A 19,438-nucleotide genomic window follows, 5' to 3' on the forward strand; every position below is an offset into this window, starting at 1 on the left:
CGATTCAACCAAATCAAAGAGCAAATTGTTCTTTGGCTCGAATTTTTACTGCTTATTTTTGCAGATGTATTTTTGGTAAAAAATCTAAAAACTCAAAAAGTGGGTTCTTAAGGAATGACTATTTAAACTGAATTTTGCCATCGATTTTTGCAATTTTCATTGCTATTGAAATTGATTTTTGCCATTGTCATTGAAATTGACTTTTACCATTGAAATTCACACGTTTTTGTTAATAACTTAGCTACTTATAACTTGATTTTATCCTGAAATCCCCTTGCATTTTTATATATTTGCGTGTTATAAAAAAAATACATTTTTAGAGTAAATTTATATGAGCGAAGAAATCAACAAGAACAATTATTCAGCAGATAGTATTCAGGCATTAGAAGGAATGGAGCACGTAAGAATGCGTCCTTCGATGTACATTGGAGATGTAGGTGTTCGTGGGCTACATCATTTGGTTTATGAGGTTGTCGATAACTCCATTGATGAAGCAATGGGAGGTCATTGTGACACCATAAGAGTTGATATTAATGAGGATGGCTCTGTTTCTGTTGAAGACAATGGACGTGGTATTCCGGTTGATATGCACAAAAAAGAAGGTGTTTCTGCACTTGAAGTGGTAATGACTAAAATTGGTGCTGGAGGTAAATTCGATAAAGATTCCTATAAAGTTTCAGGTGGATTACACGGTGTTGGGGTTTCAGTTGTAAATGCCTTGTCGCAACATGTAAAAGCTACTGTTCATAGAGAAGGAAAGGTATATGAACAAGAATACGAAAGAGGAAAAGCATTATATCCTGTAAAACAAGTAGGAGAAACTGAAAAAAGAGGAACTATTGTTACTTTTTATCCAGACCCATTAATTTTTACTCAAACAACGGAGTTTTCTTATGATACTTTGTCATCTAGAATGCGCGAATTGTCTTTCTTGAATAAAGGAATCACAATCACGTTTACAGACAAAAGAGAATTAGATAAAGACGGTAATTTCGTTTCAGAAATCTTTCATTCCGATGAAGGTTTGAAAGAATATGTTCGCTATTTAGATTCTAATAGAGAACCAATTATTTCGCATGTTATTTCCATGAATTCTGAAAAAGGTGAAATTCCAGTTGAGGTTGCCTTAATCTATAATACGAGTTATACCGAGAATATTTTTGCCTACGTAAACAATATAAATACGCACGAAGGTGGAACGCATTTGCAAGGTTTTAGAACGGGTCTAACACGTTCGTTAAAGAAATATGCCGATTCTTCTGGAATGTTGGACAAATTGAAGTTTGAAATAGCTGGAGATGATTTCCGTGAAGGCCTTACAGCTATTATTTCGGTAAAAGTTGCCGAACCTCAATTCGAAGGTCAAACCAAAACTAAATTAGGGAACAGAGAAGTGGTTTCTCCGGTAAGTCAAGCGGTGAGTGAAATGATAGAAATTTATTTGGAAGAAAACCCAAATGATGCTCGAATCATTGTTCAAAAAGTAATTTTAGCCGCTCAAGCACGTCACGCTGCTAAAAAAGCACGTGAAATGGTACAACGCAAAACCGTAATGGGTGGAGGTGGATTGCCAGGAAAACTATCCGATTGTTCGGAGCAAGATCCTCAAAAATGTGAAGTATATCTTGTCGAGGGAGATTCGGCGGGTGGAACGGCTAAACAAGGTCGCGACCGTGCTTTTCAAGCTATTTTGCCATTAAGAGGTAAGATTTTGAATGTCGAAAAAGCGATGCATCACAAAGTTTTTGAGAACGAAGAAATCCGAAATATATTCACCGCTCTTGGTGTAACTGTAGGAACTGAAGAGGATAGTAAAGCCTTAAACATTTCGAAATTACGTTACCATAAAGTGATTATTATGTGTGATGCCGATGTCGATGGTAGCCACATTTCTACTTTGATTTTGACATTCTTCTTCCGTTTTATGAAAGAATTAATCGAAGAAGGACACGTATATATAGCGGCTCCTCCTTTGTATTTAGTAAAGAAAGGGAACAAAAAAGAATATGCTTGGAATGACGATCAACGAGATCAAGCCAATGCAAGAATGGGTGGAAGTGCCGCAATTCAACGGTATAAAGGTCTTGGAGAAATGAATGCGGAGCAATTGTGGGAAACCACAATGGATCCAAGTTTCAGAACTTTACGTCAAGTAAATATTGATAGCCTTGTTGAGGCAGATCGAGTTTTCTCTATGTTGATGGGAGATGAAGTTCCTCCTAGACGCGAATTTATCGAGAAAAATGCCGTTTACGCTAATATTGATGCGTAATTTAAGTTTATGTTTTTTGGTTAGCAATAAACCAAAAACAATAAACCAAAAACAGTACACAACAAACAACAAATAATAATTAAATTAAAAAAAATGAAAGTTACAGTAGTAGGAGCAGGAAATGTTGGAGCATCTTGCGCAGATGTGATTTCTTACAGAGGAATTGCAAGTGAAGTAGTATTATTAGATATCAGAGAAGGTTTTGCAGAAGGTAAAGCAATGGATTTGATGCAATGCGCAACGAATACAGGTTTTAATACAGTAATCACAGGTGTTACCAACGATTATTCAAAAACAGCAAATAGTGATGTAGTGGTTATTACATCTGGTATTCCAAGAAAACCAGGAATGACAAGAGAAGAATTAATTGGTATCAATGCAGGAATCGTAAAATCGGTTGCTGATAATGTATTAACTCATTCTCCAAACGCCATCATTGTCGTGGTTTCAAACCCAATGGATACAATGACATATTTGACATTGAAAGCTACAGGTTTGCCAAAAAACAGAGTTATCGGAATGGGTGGAGCTTTGGATAGTTCACGTTTTAGATATTATTTATCAAAAGCATTAGACAAGCCTTCAAATGATATTTCTGCTATGGTTATTGGTGGTCACGGTGACACTACAATGATTCCATTGACAAGATTAGCATCTTATAATGGTATTCCAGTATCTCAATTTTTATCAGAAGAGGAATTGGCTAAAGTGGCTGCTGCAACTATGGTTGGTGGAGCTACACTTACTGGTTTATTAGGAACATCGGCTTGGTATGCACCGGGGGCTTCTGTTGCTTATTTAGTAGATAGTATCTTGAATGACCAAAAGAAGATGATTGCCTGTTCAGTTATGCTTGAAGGTGAATACGGACAAAGTGATATTTGTATAGGTGTTCCTTGTATCATCGGAAGAAATGGTGTTGAGCAGATACTTGATATCAACTTAAACGATGCAGAAAAAGCGGCTTTCGCAAAATCTGCTGATGCTGTTAATAATATGAATGGCGACCTAAGTACTATCTTAGGATAAGAATATTTCGGTAAAAAATGAAAAGACTGCATTTTTGCAGTCTTTTTTTTGATATTAATCAATAAATTAATTGGTTAATCTTTACGTTAATTATATATTTGCTCGGTTTATAGAAAACGCTGTAGTTGCAACTGTTTTGATTATATATTAAAATGGTTCTAACTGCTTCTTTTATAATTGTTTAAATAAATAAATACAATAAATAATTAATTTTTAGTAATAATGCAGAATAAAGGACTTATTAAATTTTTCGCAATTTTATTTGCACTGGTAAGTATTTACCAACTTTCTTTCACTTTCGTTTCTAGCAAAGTAGAAAACGATGCTAAAACTTTTGCCAAGGGTAATCCTGAAACAGAATTAAAATATCTTGACTCTATTGGAAAAGAAAATGTTTTCAACCTTGGTTTTACCAATTTTACGTTCAATGAAGTAAAAGATAAACAAATCAATAAAGGTCTTGACTTAGAAGGTGGTATCAACGTGATATTACAAATTTCGGTTAGTGACGTTTTAAAAGGATTAACTAATAATTCAAAAAACCCAGTTTTCAACAAGTCACTTGCTGATGCAACGGCAAATCAAAAAGGAAATCAAACTTATATTGATGCATTTTTTGAAGCTTTTGAAGCCAATTCAAAAGGAACAGTAAAATTAGCTTCTCCTGATATTTTTGCAAACAGAACTTTGCAAGGGGAAATCGATTTTAAAATGACTGATAAAGAAGCTCAAAAAGTAATCAGAAGAAAAGTTGATGAGTCTGTAGATAGTGCTTTTGGAGTATTAAGAAAACGTATCGATAAATTTGGTGTTACTCAACCTAACATTCAAAAATTGGGTGAGTCGGGAAGAATTCTTGTAGAACTTCCGGGTGCTAAAGATGTGGATAGAATAAAAAAATTATTGCAAAGTACTGCTCAATTAGAGTTTTGGGAAACCTATAAAATTGAAGAAATAGGTAATTTCCTAATGGCTGCAAATGAGGCATTGAAAAAAACTGAAATCAAAACTCCAGAAGTTAAAGCAGTAGCGAAAGATACTTTAAGTGCTTTATTAACGGATAAAAATGATACCGTTGATGCTAAAACAGGAAACAATCCTATATTAGATAAAATAATTCAACAAGGTGGTGGTCCGGTTTTGGGTATGTTTTCACCAAAAGATACCGCAACTGTTGGTGGTTATTTAAGAAGAGCTGATATTAGAGTTTTACTGGCGGCAGACCAACATTATGCTAAATTTGTTTGGGGAAAACCAACTACATTAACAGATGCTAAAGGAAAAGCAGTTGATGCAGTAGAATTGTATGCATTGAAAGGGAACAGAGATAATGTTGCTTCTATGGGAGGCGGTGTTGTTACTGATGCGAAAGATACTTTTGATCAATTAGGTAAACCTGCCGTTTCTATGCAAATGAATGGTCAAGGAGCAAAAGCTTGGGAAGAATTGACAGGAAGAGCTTATGCTCAGAAAAGTAATATTGCTATCGTTTTAGATAATGTAGTATATTCTGCTCCTGGAGTTTCTAGTGGTCCAATTTCTGGTGGTAGATCTGAGATTTCAGGTAATTTTGAAATCGCAGAAACTAAAGATTTAGCCAACGTTCTTCGTGCAGGTAAACTTCCTGCAGCTGCTGACATTATTCAATCGGAAGTAGTAGGACCATCCTTAGGTCAAGAAGCTATTGATAATGGAACAAATTCTGCACTTTTAGGATTGTTATTAGTATCACTTTGGATGATGGTATATTACGGTCGTTCAGGTTGGTATGCTAATATTGCCTTGGCAGTCAATTTATTATTCTTATTCGGAATCTTAGCTAGTTTAGGTGCTGTACTTACATTGCCTGGAATTGCAGGTATCGTATTGACAATGGGTACTGCCGTTGATGCCAACATCATTATTTATGAAAGAGCAAAAGAAGAATTGCGTTCTGGTAAGTCATTAGAAGAAGCAGTTGTAGCTTCCTACAGTTGGAAAGGCGCAATGCGTTCTATCGTAGATGCTAACGTAACGCATATTTTAACGGGAGGTGTATTGTTCATTTTTGGATCAGGACCAATCAAAGGATTTGCAACTACATTATTAATAGGTATTGTAACATCTTTGTTTACTTCTATTTTTATTGCTAGAATATTTATAGATAGAAGAATTCAACAAGGTGGTAAATTATCCTTTGTGACTAATTTTTCTAAAAATTTCTTTACCAATTTCCACTTTGATTTCTTAGGTATCAAAAAATGGGCTTATGTTTTTTCAGCAATTGTTACAGTGGTAAGTATTTATTCATTGGCAACAAACGGTTTGGATCAAGGAGTTGATTTTGTTGGAGGTAGAACATTCCAAATTCGTTTTGAAAAACCTGTTGTAGCTGAAGATGTTAAAGAAGAATTGACAAAAGTATTTGGTAGTGCAGAGGCTAAAGTATTTGGTAATGACAACCAATTGAAGATTACTACAAAATATAAAGTACAAGAGCACGGAATCCAAGCAGATGAGGAAGTAAACAAATTACTGTATGATAATTTGAAAAAGCATTACGCTGACGGATTAACTTATGATCGATTTGTAAATGCTTATGATGGTAAGAAATTAGGAATTTTACAAGCTTCGAAAGTTGGACCAACAGTTGCGGAGGATATCAAAACCAATGCATATTGGGCTGTTCTTGGGGCAATGCTTATTGTTGGTTTGTATTTGGTTATTAGTTTTAGAAAATGGCAGTACAGTTTAGGAGCGATTGCTGCTGTTTTACACGACGTTATTTTCGTATTAGGGATTTACTCTTTATGTTACAAATTTATGCCTTTCGGTATGGAAATTGACCAGCATTTTATTGCTGCTATTCTTACTGTAATTGGATATTCTATGAATGATACAGTGATTGTATTTGACAGAGTCCGTGAATATTTAGGTGGTAAAGGAGCTAGAGGAAACTTCAATAGTATCGTAAATCAATCTATTAACAGTACAATGTCTAGAACAATCAATACCTCATTAACGATGATCTTAGTGTTATTGATAATGTTTGTGTTTGGAGGTGAATCTATTCGTGGATTTATATTTGCAATGTTAGTAGGTATTATTGTAGGAACATATTCGTCATTGTTTATTGCAACGCCAGTTTTATGTGATACTATATCTGAGGCAGATCATAAAAAAATCGAACAAGAACACAATTCATAAATCAGTTTGATTTTAAGTTATTGATAGAGACCCGAATTTGATTCGGGTCTTTTTTTTGAGATTTAATGGTTTTCTTATCGTTTACATTTTTCTCATTTTAGGACAATTTTTGTTTTTTTTTTATTGCAGAGTCTAATTTTATATATTTACGGAATATTGCTATAATTTCCCCCAAATTCCAGCAACCTAAAACCTAAAAAAGATGAAAAAAATAATTCAGTCGTTCTTATGTCTGCTTTTGATTACTTCATTATCGAATGCAACTGTTTTTGCAAAGACCTCATCGAGTGTTTTTGTAAATAAAGCTATCGCTACAGCACCTCCTGGCGTTTATTCCCCAGTTACCTATTGGCAAAATTGTTCAAAACCTTTAGTGGCAATTCCTGCAGCTGGAGGAACATTAAAGTGGTATAACACGAATTCGGCAACAGAAACACCTTCTGCTGTTGCACCTACACCTAACACTGCGATACTTGGCAATGCTACCGCAACATATTATGTAAGTCAAACTATTGCAGGAGTGGAGAGTATTCGTGTTCCAATTGTTGTAAATGTGGCTGTTGATAATGGAACGGTGAATAAACCGATGGTCTGTGATCCTTCGCAAATCTTAGCGGCTGATAAAAATTCTTCCGTATTTTTTGATTGGGGAAATACTGTAGGGAACCAAAATGCCTATAATGTTTCTTACTCGATTCAAGGTGGTCCAATTGTTCTTGGTAGTACAGGAATGTCTCATTGGCAAGTGTTTGGGATGCTACCGGGGCAGTCAGTCACATTAACATTAACACATGGGACGCTTCCTTGTATTCCAGCGCAAACATTAACTTGTAGTGTTCCTTGCGGGTCATCTACAACAACTCCTATATTTACTTCAACGCCAACTACATATTGCCTGAATGATGTTGTGGTTTTGCCTACGACATCAGAAAACGGAATCACTGGAACGTGGAGCCCATCTACAGTCAACACTTCTTCAATGGGTACAATAGTATATACTTTTACGCCAGATCCAATGTTATTTCCTTGTGCGTTAAAAGTGACATTGCCCATTTCTGTTGAGCCAATCGAACCCGATTTTAGTGATTTTTCAATTTGCTCAGGAAGTTCTCCCCCGAATTTAGATACAACGTCACCAAATGGGATCACAGGAACTTGGAATCCGCCAACAGTTGATAATATGGCGAGTGGAGCGTATGTTTTTACTCCTGATCCTGGGCAAGCTTGTACGCCGTCTATTAAAACAATAAATGTAACCGTCAATCCATCCAATACGATCAACACCTTGAATTGGACCACAACTGATGCATTTACAAAAGTGCAGGTAGTTACAATTACTGACCCATTAGGAGCAAATTATTTGTATCAAATGGATTCAGGACCACTCCAATCTAGCCCCATCTTTGAAAATGTTGCTTCAGGATTGCATTCCATCACTGTTGAAGATGTAAATGGTTGTAGTGAATTAACTAATAACGATGTTTTGATAATTGGTTATCCTAAATTCTTTACTCCTAACGGTGATACTTATAATGACACGTGGAATATTAAGGGGTTGGTTGAACTGTCGTCAAATTCAAGGATTTACATTTTTGACCGTTACGGAAAATTATTAAAAGATATTAGTCCAAATGATTCTGGCTGGGACGGTACCTTTATAGGACGTGCGATGCCAGCTGATGACTATTGGTTTACGGTGGAGTATGCAGAACAAAATACAGTCAAGAAATTTAAAAGTCACTTTTCTTTGAAGCGATGATGTGGTTGTAATTTTTCTATACAAAAATATTTTTTGACGAGTGGCACTTTTTTGCAATTTTGAAACTTTAATAGGATATAAGGACGGATGAAACAAATCAATTATTTTTTATTAGTACTGGTTTTTGTAGGCAACAGCGTATGTTCGCAAGAAAGCTTTCCATTTATGGCAAGGGCGATAACGAACAAATGTTTTTTAAATTATGGTCTTGGCGAAGATCGTTTAGGCGCTGCAAAGATGGGATATATTGACGCTGATGTCTTAGTAAAAGTTGTAAGTAAAAAGGACGATTTGTATCAGGTCGAGTTGAAGGAAAATTTAAGCGCTTGGGTTTTGGAGTCAAACCTTAAGGTGGATGAGCAAGAGGACTACGATGCCAATTATTTATCAGGAAGTATTAAAGTTTTTGGTGATGATAAAAGGGATTATGTTACGATTTCATTGCCCGAAAAATTGGCTTATACTACCTATCAAGAAACCAATCCTTCGGCCATTGTGGTCGATATTTATCAACTGAAGTCAAATACCAACTGGATTACGCATTTAAAAACTGCCAAAGAAGTCGAAAGTGTTACTTATAAACAAATTGAAAATGATTTATTCAGGCTTACTATTAAGTTGAAACACAAGCAGCATTGGGGGTACACTGTTTCATACAAAAACAAGAGTTTAGAAATTGCAATAAAACATGTGCCAATTGATTTGCATATAAAAGGGCTGAAGATTGCAATCGATGCAGGTCACGGAGGGTCGAATAGGGGAGCGGTTAGTGTGTCGCAACGAAAATTGGAGAAAGATATCAACTTAATTATTGCTTTGAAATTACAAAAAATGTTGATTGGTGAAGGGGTTAAGGTTGTAATGACAAGAAGTAAAGACACATTGATATCGAATCAAGATCGAATACTGTTTTTGGAAGATCAAAATCCTGATGTCTTAATAAGCATTCACAACAATTCTTCGAGTAAGAAAGAAGTGAGAGGCACAAGTACTTATTACCATCAAATCGGAAACAAAGTATTAAGTCAAAAAATATTGGACGAATTGTTACTGATTGGTTTGCCTGAATTTGGTAATGTTGGAGCGTTCAACTTTGCTCTCAATAGTCCTACACAATTTCCTAATGTTTTGGTTGAAGGTGCATTTATGAGTAATTTGGAAGACGAATCCTTGTTAATTAATAACGATTTTCAATATAAAATAGCCAAAGCAATTAAAAAAGGTTTGATTCACTGGTTACAGTATTTAAGACAGGATAAAGTCAAAATGCATTAGGTGTGTCTCTATAAGGTACTGACAATATGGCGAATTATAAAGTTAGCCTTGCCTACTTAAAGGTGTACAGGTTTTTCTGCAGTAAATACAAAATACAATCCTATTAATATAAAAGGAATGCTGAGCCACTGTCCTGTTGATAATAATCCCAAAGCACTTTCAAAACCACCTTGACTTTCTTTTACGTATTCCACTACAAATCGTACGGACCATAAAAGCACTAGAAAAAGGCCAAATAAGTAACCCGATTTTTCTCTTACATCAGTTTTCCAATATAAGAAGAAAAGAATAGCGAAAACAAAAATATAGCAGATGGCTTCGTATAATTGAGCAGGGTGTTTGGCAGGAACTTGCAGCAATAAATCTGAAAACTGTGGATTGGTTGCAATGGCGTTATAGGCTTCTTTTGGAGAAGCCAATTGTGTTGCGTTTACAGCTTCACGTGCGCTAAAGTGATCGCGAACAAAGCGAACGCCTAATGAAGAGGTTGTAACATTTCCAACAATTTCTGAATTGAAAAAATTGCCCAAACGAACAAACATGGCTCCACTTGCAACTGGGATAACGATTCGATCTAAAATCCACATTTGTGGTCTTTTAAGTATGTTTTTACTGTAAAAGTACATTGTGATAATAATAGAAATGGCAGCTCCGTGGCTTGCTAAGCCTTGATAACCAGTAAATTCCCATCCGTTAAAAACATGAAATAAAGTACTTTCTGGATTTTCTCTAATTGGTAGTAAAATTTCTATAAAATGATTTCGATAATATTCCCAGTCATAAAAGAAAACGTGACCTAATCGGGCACCAATCAGTGTAGCTAAAACAGTCCAAATAAATAGAGTGTCTAGTTTGTCTACTGGTTCATTTTCTCGTTCGAAAATGTTTTTCATAATGTACCAACCTATTCCAAATGCAAGTACAAACATTAGACTGTAGTAACGAATTACGAAAAAACCTAAATCAATTCCTTCTGATGGATTCCAAATTAAATTTGAAGATGGTGTCATATTTTATTAATTTATGTAAAAATACATTTTTTTGTTTTTAGTTTTACGATTTTCCTTCATGCTTGTGATTACAATTTTTAGGTGGGACAGGGTCGTAACCTGTTTTGCCCCAAGGATGGCAACTCAATATTCTTTTTATCCCTAGATAACCTCCATAAAACAAACCATGTTTTTGTAACGCTTCAATCATATAACTCGAACAAGTGGGCTCAAACCTGCAGGAAGACGGAGTGAAAGGTGAAATGGCACCTTGATAAAACCGAACTAGCAATACAAAAGGATAAATGAGAATTTTGTTTAGCATATCTTATTAAAAAAGTGGTCAGTTTTCAGGTTTTAAGTGATCAGACATAGACAAAAACTGCTCCCGATAACATCGGGACTGAAGCCTGATTACTGTACACTAAAAGTAGTCCCTTCTTTTCCGTCTTTCAATTGAATTCCTAAAGCAATCAATTGATTTCTTATTTGATCAGACAGTGCAAAGTCTTTATTCGATCTAGCCTCAGTGCGCATATTGATAAGCATATTGACTACACCTGCCAGTTTTTCATTATTATTTTCAACCGACTGCTCGTCTTTAAGACCCAAAACATTGAACAGGAATTCGTTTATCGCTTGGCTAAACGATTTTAGATCCTCAGCATTGATAGAGGCAGCATTATCATTCAATAAATTAATGTAACGTACTCCTTCAAATAAATTTGCAATAAGAATAGGCGTGTTGAAATCATCATTCATGGCTTCGTAGCAGCTAGTTATCCAGTCGTTTACAGAAAAAGAGGAATTTGCTTTTGGCTGAATGTTTTTTAGTAATTTAACTCCTTCCAATAGTCGATTTAATCCTTTTTCGCTAGCAATCATCGCCTCGTTTGAAATGTCAAGTACACTGCGGTAATGGGCTTGCAAGAAACAAAAACGAACTACGTTGGGTTGAAATTTCTTTTCGAAAAAAGAATTTTCTCCTGAGAGTAATTCCATTGGTAAAATATAATTTCCAGTTGATTTGCTCATTCGCAGTCCATTCATTGTAAGCATATTGGTGTGCATCCAAACGTTTACAGGTTCTACGCCGTTGCAGGCTTTTCCTTGAGCCACTTCACATTCGTGATGAGGAAATTTCAAATCCATTCCGCCACCGTGAATATCAAATCGGTCACCTAAATACTTGGTGCTCATAGCGGTACATTCTAAATGCCAGCCAGGGAACCCTTCGCCCCAAGGGGAATTCCATCGCATAATGTGTGCAGGAGAAGCATTTTTCCATAAGGCAAAATCTTGAGGATTTTTCTTCTCATTTTGACCGTCTAAATCGCGGGTGTTCGAAAATAATTCATCGACGTTTCGGTTGCTTAATTCGCCGTAGTTGAGTCCTTTTTTGTTGTATTCGAAGACGTCAAAATAAACTGAACCTTGAGTTTCATATGCAAAACCATCAGCAATCAGTTTTTGAATAAGTTCTATTTGTTCCAACATATGACCGGTTGCAGTAGGTTCAATGGTGGGTGGCAAAAAATTAAATTTATCTAAAACTCTGTGAAAATCAACGGTGTATTTTTGAACCACTTCCATCGGTTCCAATTTTTCCAGTCGAGATTGTTTTACAAAACGATCGTTTTCTATATTGCCATCATCGGTCAAATGCCCCGCGTCGGTAATATTTCGAACATATCGGGTTTTGTAACCTAAATGTAAAAAGTACCTAAAGATTATATCGAATGACATAAAAGTTCTAACGTTACCTAAATGTACATTGCTGTAAACCGTTGGCCCACAAACGTACATTCCAATGTTTCCCTCATGAATGGGTTTGAAAATTTCTTTTTCACCCGAAAGAGTATTGTATATTTTTAAGGTTTGGGATTGGTATAAAGGCATTCTTGTCTGTTGTTTGTGGTTTGTTGTTTGTGGTTTGTTGTTTGTATGTTATCAGTTTTTAAATAGAAAAACTATAAACACTAAACCCTAAACTTTTTAAAACTTAGTATCTAATTTAATATATTCTAAAAGCTCTCTGCGTGTTTGCTCATTTTTGAATTTACCTCCAAATTCCGATGTTACAGTACTACTTTCAATATCTTTGATGCCTCGAGAATTGACGCATAAATGTTTGGCATCGATAATACAAGCCACATCTTCTGTCCCGAGTGCAATCTGAAGTTCTTGCACAATTTGCATCGTTAATCGTTCTTGTACTTGAGGCCTTTTGGCGTAATATTCAACAATTCGGTTTATTTTCGATAGTCCAACAACTCTTCCATTCGAGATATAAGCTACGTGGGCTCTTCCGATAATTGGTAATAAATGATGCTCGCAAGTTGAATAAACAGTAATGTTTTTTTCAACAAGCATTTCGCCATATTTATAATTATTTTCAAATGTAGAAGCATTAGGTTTTTTGCTAGGATTTAATCCGCCAAAAATTTCTTTCACAAACATTTTTGCTACCCGATTTGGCGTTCCTTTCAAGCTATCATCTGTCAAATCCATTCCTAGGGTAAGCAGGATGTTTTCGACATCTTTCTTAATTCTTTCAATTTTTTTATCGTCAGAAATAGCAAAAGCGTCATCTCTTAAAGGGTTACTTGCTGATGAACTAATATGATTGTTTCCTATTTCGTCCTGAAAATCTTCATTATTTATCATTAAACGGTGCGATTATGTTGTAAAATAAATTTAAGGGGTAAAGATAATTAATTAAAGCTAAAGAATTTCTAAAGCTTTTAATAATTAATTCGAATAAATTGTATTTGAAGTATTGAAAATAAAAGAGTTTTTCTATCTCAAGTTATAGGCTTGAATGGCTTTCTTTAAGATTTGTACAGCTCGTACCAAATCTTCTTTTTTCAATACATAGGCGATTCGGACTTGGTTCAAACCAACACCTGGAGTCGAATAAAAACCTCCCGCTGGCGCAACCATTACGGTTTCTCCATCTAGATTGTAGCTTTCGAGCAACCATTGTGCAAAATCATCGGTATTATCAACCGGGAGTTGAGCAATACAATAAAAAGCAGCCTTTGGAGTCGTGACGATTACACCTTCTATGGTATTCAATTCGCTTATAAGTGCGTCTCTTCGTTCTTTGTATTCCGAGATGACTTCATCAAAATAACTTTGCGGAGTGTCAATTGCAGCTTCACAAGCGATTTGTTCTATGGTTGGTGGACATAAACGTGCTTGTGCAAATTTCATTGAGGCAGCAATAACTTCTTTATTTTTGGTAATCATACATCCAATCCGCGCACCACACATACTGTATCTTTTGGAAACCGAATCGATCATAATGACGTTTTGCTCAATTCCTTTTAAGTTCATTACCGAAAAGTGTTGATCTCTGTTATCATATATAAATTCGCGATAGACTTCGTCTGCAATAAGAAATAAATCGTGTTTTCGAACTAATTCTCCCAATTGATTAATTTCAGATTCTGAATACAAATATCCAGTTGGGTTATTAGGATTACAGATTAAAATCGCCTTGGTTTTTGGCGTAATCGCTTTTTCAAATTCTGCAATCGTAGGCAGGGTGAATCCACTTTCTATATTCGAAATTACCGGAACCACTCTAGCGCTTGATTCTGCTGCAAAAGCACTGTAATTAGCATAAAACGGCTCTGGGATAATCACTTCATCCTCAGGATCCATAATGCTGCCAAGAGCAAACAAAAGGGCTTCAGAACCACCTGTGGTAATCATGATGTCTTCAAATGCTACTCTTACATCCTGCTTGGTGTAAAATTGTGCTAATTTTTTTCTATAACTTTCATAACCTGCCGATGGACCATATTCTATAATATCCAAGTCCATATTTTTGATGGCTTCAATCGCTATTTCTGGACTTTTTATATCAGGCTGACCTATGTTTAAATGGTATACTTTATGGCCTTTTAATTTTGCCATATCAGCATAAGGAGCCAACTTTCGAATTGGCGATTCGGGCATTTTTCGACCTCTAATAGATATACTAGGCATGTTTTGAAAATTTGGTGCAAATTTGCGACTTTTTTTTCAAAAAAAATTGTTTCAAATTTCTTTATTTGTTAATAAAAGAGGGTAATTCTTCAATATTTTACTAACTTTATAAAAATATTTGAGATGAGACGAATACTCTTTTTAGGTTTTTTTATTGTTTTTACATTGGTAATTTTTGGACAAGGCGGCTTTCAATTCGATAAAGGGATTAATAAAGTCACTATTCCCTTCCAGCATATCAATAATTTAATTTTTATACCCATAAATGTCAACGGTGTTGAATTACATTTTCTATTAGATACTGGAGTTGAAGAGACGATTCTATTTAGTATGGAAGACAAAAAAGAAGTGAATTTTTATAATGTCGAAAAAATTCAATTGCGTGGTTTAGGTAGCGAGACTTCTATTGAGGGTTTGAAATCGACAAGTAATACTTTGGATGTCAAATGGTTAAAGTCTTTAAATCATTTAGTGTATATCGTTTTAGATCAAAGTTTCAATCTTTCGTCACATGTTGGAATTCCTGTAAATGGTATTATTGGGTATAATTTTTTCAAAAATAATTTGGTTGAAGTAAACTATACAAAAAAACGCATTATTGTATATGCTGAAAATGAAAAAAACAGAGATAGAATTGGAAAAAAATTCGAACCAGTCCCAATAACGATAGAAAGATCTAAACCCTACCTAATGGGAAAAGTTTCTGTAAGTACTGCTGAAATTCCTGCAAAGTTATTACTTGATATTGGAAATAGTGATGCCATTTGGCTTTTCGAAAATAAGGAAAGGGGACTTGCTATTCCAGCAAAAAATTTCGAAGATTATTTGGGTAAAGGCTTTAGTGGCGACGTCGAGGGTAAAAGAGCTCAGATTTCGAAATTTAGTTTTTCTAAGTTTGATTTCAAAAACCCAATTGTTGCTTTTCCAGATTCTTCCTCTATTCAAAATGTAAAAATGGTACAAGATCGAGCAGGTTCTGTTGGCGCGGAAATTTTACGACGATTCAATTTGGTTTTTGATTATTCAAATAAGCAACTTTTTCTAAAGAAAAACGATAATTATGGTTCACCCTTCAAGTACAATAAAAGTGGTGTCGAGCTCCAGCATTATGGTTTGCAATGGGTTCAAGAAACAGTCAGACTTGAAACTGTGCCTTATAAGGGCACGATAACAATCGAAAACGGGGCGATTGTTCAAAGCAATTTCAGGTATAAATTTGTATTGAAACCTATTTATTTAGTTGCCCACGTTAGGAAAAATTCTCCTGCAGCTATCAGTGGACTTCAAAAAGGAGATGTAATCGTAAGTATCAATAATAGGCCAGGGTATGATTATAGTTTAGAAAAAATCAATGCTTTATTGAAGTCGGAAGAAGAGGATTGGATCAGCTTTGAAGTGGAGCGGGAAAGCCAAATTCTGAAATTTAAATTTCAATTGCAAAACGTTTTATAAAAAAACGCTTCTTAAATTTAAGAAGCGTTTTTTTTGGTATATTTTAACAGGTATTAATCACCAATCACATCCCCTTTTATTTTTAAAGGAATTCGTCCATCTGCATAATTTACCGCATTCGATTCGACGGTTATCGTTTTTCGAATTGGACCTGGCATCATATTATATTTTACCTCAATTTTTCCTGTTCCCCCAGGATTAATGGCACCGCTTGGTTTTGAAGGTATAGAAAAACCTAGAGTTGAAAGAACATTGCTAATAATCAATGGAGCATCTCCTGTGTTTGTAAATTCTATTGTTCGAATACCGTTGTCTCCTTTTTTGGAAACAGTTCCGTAATCTATTGTATTGTCTTTGGCTCTGAATTCAATTTTAGGGCCGTTTTGAGCATAACTAAAAATACTAGTCAATACAATTGCTATAAAAGTGATTCGATTTTTCATTTTGGGGTTTTTAAAATTCTATTTAGTAAAAATACTTTTTTTAATTAATAGGACAATTATTTATTTCGCTTTTTATACTGTACTTTATTATTTACTTTTGCACACAATTAGAATTACAAAAATCAGACCAAAGCTTAATTTTGGTTCTAACAGTTGCTTTTTATGACAATTCCTGCACAATTCGACGCGAAAACTATTGAAAATAAGTGGTATGACTACTGGATGAAAAACAAATATTTTCATTCAGAACCCGACCATAGAACACCTTATACCATCGTGATTCCTCCGCCAAATGTGACAGGAGTCTTGCATATGGGACATATGTTGAACAATACCATTCAAGATGTTTTAATCCGAAGGGCACGTCTCAAAGGCTTCAACGCATGTTGGGTTCCCGGAACAGATCACGCCTCGATTGCTACAGAAGCGAAAGTAGTTGCCAAATTAAAATCGGAAGGAATCAATAAATCCGATTTGAGTCGCGAAGAATTTTTGAAACACGCCTACGATTGGACTGACAAATATGGCGGAACTATTCTAGAACAATTGAAACAATTGGGTTGTTCTTGTGATTGGGACAGAACCAAATTCACGATGGATCCAGATATGTCGGCTTCTGTAATTAAATCTTTTGTTGATTTATACAACAAAGGACAGATTTATCGTGGCTATCGAATGGTAAACTGGGATCCGGAAGCCAAAACCACTTTGTCTGACGAAGAAGTGATTTACGAAGAACAACAAGGAAAATTATTTTTCCTTAAGTATAAAATCGAAGGTTCAGAAGACTTTTTGACTGTTGCCACAACACGTCCCGAAACTATTTTTGGAGATACAGCGATTTGTATCAACCCCAATGACGAACGTTTTGCACATTTGAAAGGGAAGAAAGCGATTGTACCAATTTGTGGAAGAATTATTCCAATTATCGAAGACGACTATGTTGATATCGAATTTGGAACGGGTTGCTTGAAAGTAACTCCGGCTCACGATGTGAATGATAAAGCCTTAGGCGAGAAACATAATCTTGAAATTGTTGATATTTTTAATGAAGATGCTACGCTTAATAGTTTTGGATTGCATTACCAAGGGAAAGACCGTTTTGTGGTACGTACTGAAATTGAGAAAGAATTGGTTGAAACGGGAGCTTTGGCAAAAACTGAAAATTACCTCAATAAAGTAGGAACTTCCGAAAGAACCAAAGCGGTGATTGAACCTCGTTTGTCTGATCAATGGTTCCTGAAAATGGAAGATTTGGTAAAACCAGCGATTAAATCGGTTTTGGAAGATGGCGATATCAAATTACATCCTAAACGTTTTGAGAACACCTATGCTCATTGGCTAAATAATATTCGCGATTGGAATATTTCCCGACAATTGTGGTGGGGACAACAAATTCCTGCCTATTTCTATGGTGACGGAAAAGAAGATTTCGTCGTTGCTGAAACTATTGAAGAAGCTTTGGCTTTGGCCAAAGAAAAAACTTCTAACTTCTCACTTCTAACCTCTGACCTTCGACAAGATGTTGATGCACTCGACACTTGGTTTTCGTCTTGGTTATGGCCAATGTCGGTTTTTGGAGGAATTATGGATCCCGAAAACGAAGATTTTAAATACTATTATCCAACGAATGACCTTGTAACGGGGCCAGATATTTTGTTTTTTTGGGTGGCGCGAATGATTATTGCGGGATATGAATATACAGGCAAAAAACCATTTACGAATGTATATTTAACAGGTTTGGTTCGCGACAAACAAAGACGTAAAATGTCGAAATCGTTGGGGAATTCACCTGAGCCACTAGAATTAATCGAAAAGTTTGGTGCCGATGGCGTTCGTGTAGGCTTGCTTTTGAGCGCTTCTGCAGGAAACGACATTATGTTCGACGAAGAATTATGCAACCAAGGAAAAGGCTTTACAAACAAAATTTGGAATGCCTTCAAATTGATAAAAGGTTGGGAAGTTTCGGATTCGATTCCGCAGCCCGAATCTTCTAAAGTGGCGATCGAATGGTACGAAGCCAAATTGCAACAAACGCTTTTGGAAATCGAAGACAATTTCGAAAAATACAGAATTTCCGATGCTTTGATGGCTATCTACAAATTGGTTTGGGATGATTTCTGTTCTTGGTTCTTGGAAATGATAAAACCGGCGTACCAGCAACCCATTGATAGCGTTACTTTTGCGAAAGCCATCGAGATGCTAGAGAATAATATGAAACTGTTGCATCCGTTTATGCCTTTCTTGACAGAAGAAATTTGGCAGTTGTTGGCCGAAAGAACTCCAGAAGAAGCTTTGATAGTTTCGACTTGGCCTGAAATGAAACCATTCAATGCGCAATTGATTGCTAATTTCGAAAATACCATTGAAGTGATTTCTGGTATCAGAACGATTCGTAAAGACAAGAATATTCCGTTCAAGGACACAATCGAATTGAAAGTCGTAAACAATGATAAAGCTTCGACTTATTTTGATGCGGTGGTAACCAAATTAGGAAATATCACAACCTTAGAATACGTTTCGGATAAAGTGGATGGTGCGTTGTCATTCCGTGCAAAATCGAATGAATATTTTATTCCAATTACAGGAAATATTGATGTTGCAGCCGAAATTGAAAAACTTACTGCTGAGTTGGTTTACACCCAAGGTTTCTTGAAATCGGTGCAAAATAAATTGTCTAACGAGAAATTTGTCAACGGTGCGCCAGAAAAAGTTTTGGCAAACGAAAGACAAAAAGAAGCCGATGCATTGGCTAAAATTGGAACATTAGAGCAAAGTTTGGCTGGGTTGAAATAGTCGTAGTTGATTTCAAAATACTAGGCTATTTGTCACTCCGTAGGAGTTGCTACGCATGAGAACTGGGACGCTTTACAGCGTGACAAACGAACTCGCCAGATTGGATTAAAATATAAGTAACTAATCAGTTTATAATTCAAACTCAAATTTAGCTATTATTACCAATGCTTCCAATACATTTAGGCCATTTTTTATAGTTGTATCAATGACTGAGCGTATTTTAGCAAAGTTTTGTGCTGCA

13 protein-coding genes are annotated in these 19,438 nt (G+C 35.6%); 7 read left to right on the top strand and 6 right to left on the bottom strand.

Translation table 11 applies throughout. The annotated features are described in order from the left end of the window. The first annotated feature begins 331 nt into the window (after window positions 1-331). From gyrB to ACIQ1E_RS10105, 5 genes are all read left to right on the top strand, one after another. On the top strand, window positions 332-2,272 hold the full coding sequence (gene gyrB, locus ACIQ1E_RS10085; protein ID WP_396171110.1) for a DNA topoisomerase (ATP-hydrolyzing) subunit B: 1,941 nt from the start codon (window positions 332-334) through the stop codon (window positions 2,270-2,272). A 93-nt stretch (window positions 2,273-2,365) separates the two neighbouring features. Continuing rightward, window positions 2,366-3,301: a malate dehydrogenase gene (locus ACIQ1E_RS10090; RefSeq protein ID WP_396171112.1), complete on the top strand. Its 936-nt coding sequence runs from the start codon at window positions 2,366-2,368 to the stop codon at window positions 3,299-3,301. A gap of 222 nt (window positions 3,302-3,523) precedes the next feature. Further along, window positions 3,524-6,487 (top strand): protein translocase subunit SecDF, encoded by a 2,964-nt coding sequence (gene secDF, locus ACIQ1E_RS10095; RefSeq protein WP_396171114.1) that lies wholly within the window; start codon window positions 3,524-3,526, stop codon window positions 6,485-6,487. A gap of 202 nt (window positions 6,488-6,689) precedes the next feature. Continuing rightward, window positions 6,690-8,246 (top strand): T9SS type B sorting domain-containing protein, encoded by a 1,557-nt coding sequence (locus ACIQ1E_RS10100; RefSeq protein WP_396171116.1) that lies wholly within the window; start codon window positions 6,690-6,692, stop codon window positions 8,244-8,246. Between the two features lie 87 nt (window positions 8,247-8,333). Further along, on the top strand, window positions 8,334-9,521 hold the full coding sequence (locus tag ACIQ1E_RS10105) for an N-acetylmuramoyl-L-alanine amidase (RefSeq protein WP_396171118.1): 1,188 nt from the start codon (window positions 8,334-8,336) through the stop codon (window positions 9,519-9,521). A 56-nt stretch (window positions 9,522-9,577) separates the two neighbouring features. Here ACIQ1E_RS10105 and lgt read toward each other — a convergent pair whose 3' ends face one another. The 5 genes from lgt to ACIQ1E_RS10130 all read right to left on the bottom strand — a co-directional run bounded on the left by lgt (window position 9,578) and on the right by ACIQ1E_RS10130 (window position 14,506). Beyond that, entirely contained in the window at window positions 9,578-10,531 is a 954-nt protein-coding gene (gene lgt / locus ACIQ1E_RS10110; protein ID WP_396171120.1) for a prolipoprotein diacylglyceryl transferase, read from the bottom strand. 43 nt (window positions 10,532-10,574) lie between these two features. Further along, window positions 10,575-10,835, bottom strand: a complete 261-nt coding sequence (gene yidD, locus ACIQ1E_RS10115) for a membrane protein insertion efficiency factor YidD (protein ID WP_396171122.1) — start codon at window positions 10,833-10,835, stop codon at window positions 10,575-10,577. 89 nt (window positions 10,836-10,924) lie between these two features. Continuing rightward, window positions 10,925-12,409, bottom strand: coding sequence for a cysteine--tRNA ligase (gene cysS / locus ACIQ1E_RS10120; RefSeq protein WP_396171124.1), 1,485 nt, complete (start codon window positions 12,407-12,409; stop codon window positions 10,925-10,927). Between the two features lie 96 nt (window positions 12,410-12,505). Beyond that, window positions 12,506-13,177, bottom strand: a complete 672-nt coding sequence (folE, locus tag ACIQ1E_RS10125; protein ID WP_396171126.1) for a GTP cyclohydrolase I FolE — start codon at window positions 13,175-13,177, stop codon at window positions 12,506-12,508. Window positions 13,178-13,309: 132 nt separating this feature from the next. Continuing rightward, window positions 13,310-14,506 carry a pyridoxal phosphate-dependent aminotransferase gene (locus tag ACIQ1E_RS10130; RefSeq protein ID WP_396171128.1) on the bottom strand — a complete coding sequence of 399 codons (1,197 nt, stop codon included), beginning with the start codon at window positions 14,504-14,506 and terminating at the stop codon, window positions 13,310-13,312. Window positions 14,507-14,629: 123 nt separating this feature from the next. Here ACIQ1E_RS10130 and ACIQ1E_RS10135 point away from each other — a divergent pair, with 123 nt between their 5' ends. Continuing rightward, entirely contained in the window at window positions 14,630-15,958 is a 1,329-nt protein-coding gene (locus ACIQ1E_RS10135; protein ID WP_396171130.1) for an aspartyl protease family protein, read from the top strand. A 53-nt stretch (window positions 15,959-16,011) separates the two neighbouring features. Here the strand turns inward: ACIQ1E_RS10135 and ACIQ1E_RS10140 are convergent, their stop codons facing one another. Beyond that, window positions 16,012-16,401, bottom strand: a complete 390-nt coding sequence (locus tag ACIQ1E_RS10140; protein WP_396171132.1) for a DUF1573 domain-containing protein — start codon at window positions 16,399-16,401, stop codon at window positions 16,012-16,014. A gap of 162 nt (window positions 16,402-16,563) precedes the next feature. Here ACIQ1E_RS10140 and ACIQ1E_RS10145 point away from each other — a divergent pair, with 162 nt between their 5' ends. Continuing rightward, window positions 16,564-19,197, top strand: coding sequence for a valine--tRNA ligase (locus ACIQ1E_RS10145; RefSeq protein ID WP_396171134.1), 2,634 nt, complete (start codon window positions 16,564-16,566; stop codon window positions 19,195-19,197). Window positions 19,198-19,438: the final 241 nt, after the last annotated feature.

The sequence above is a fragment of the Flavobacterium sp. genome (genome assembly GCF_044348915.1).
GTDB lineage: Bacteria > Bacteroidota > Bacteroidia > Flavobacteriales > Flavobacteriaceae > Flavobacterium.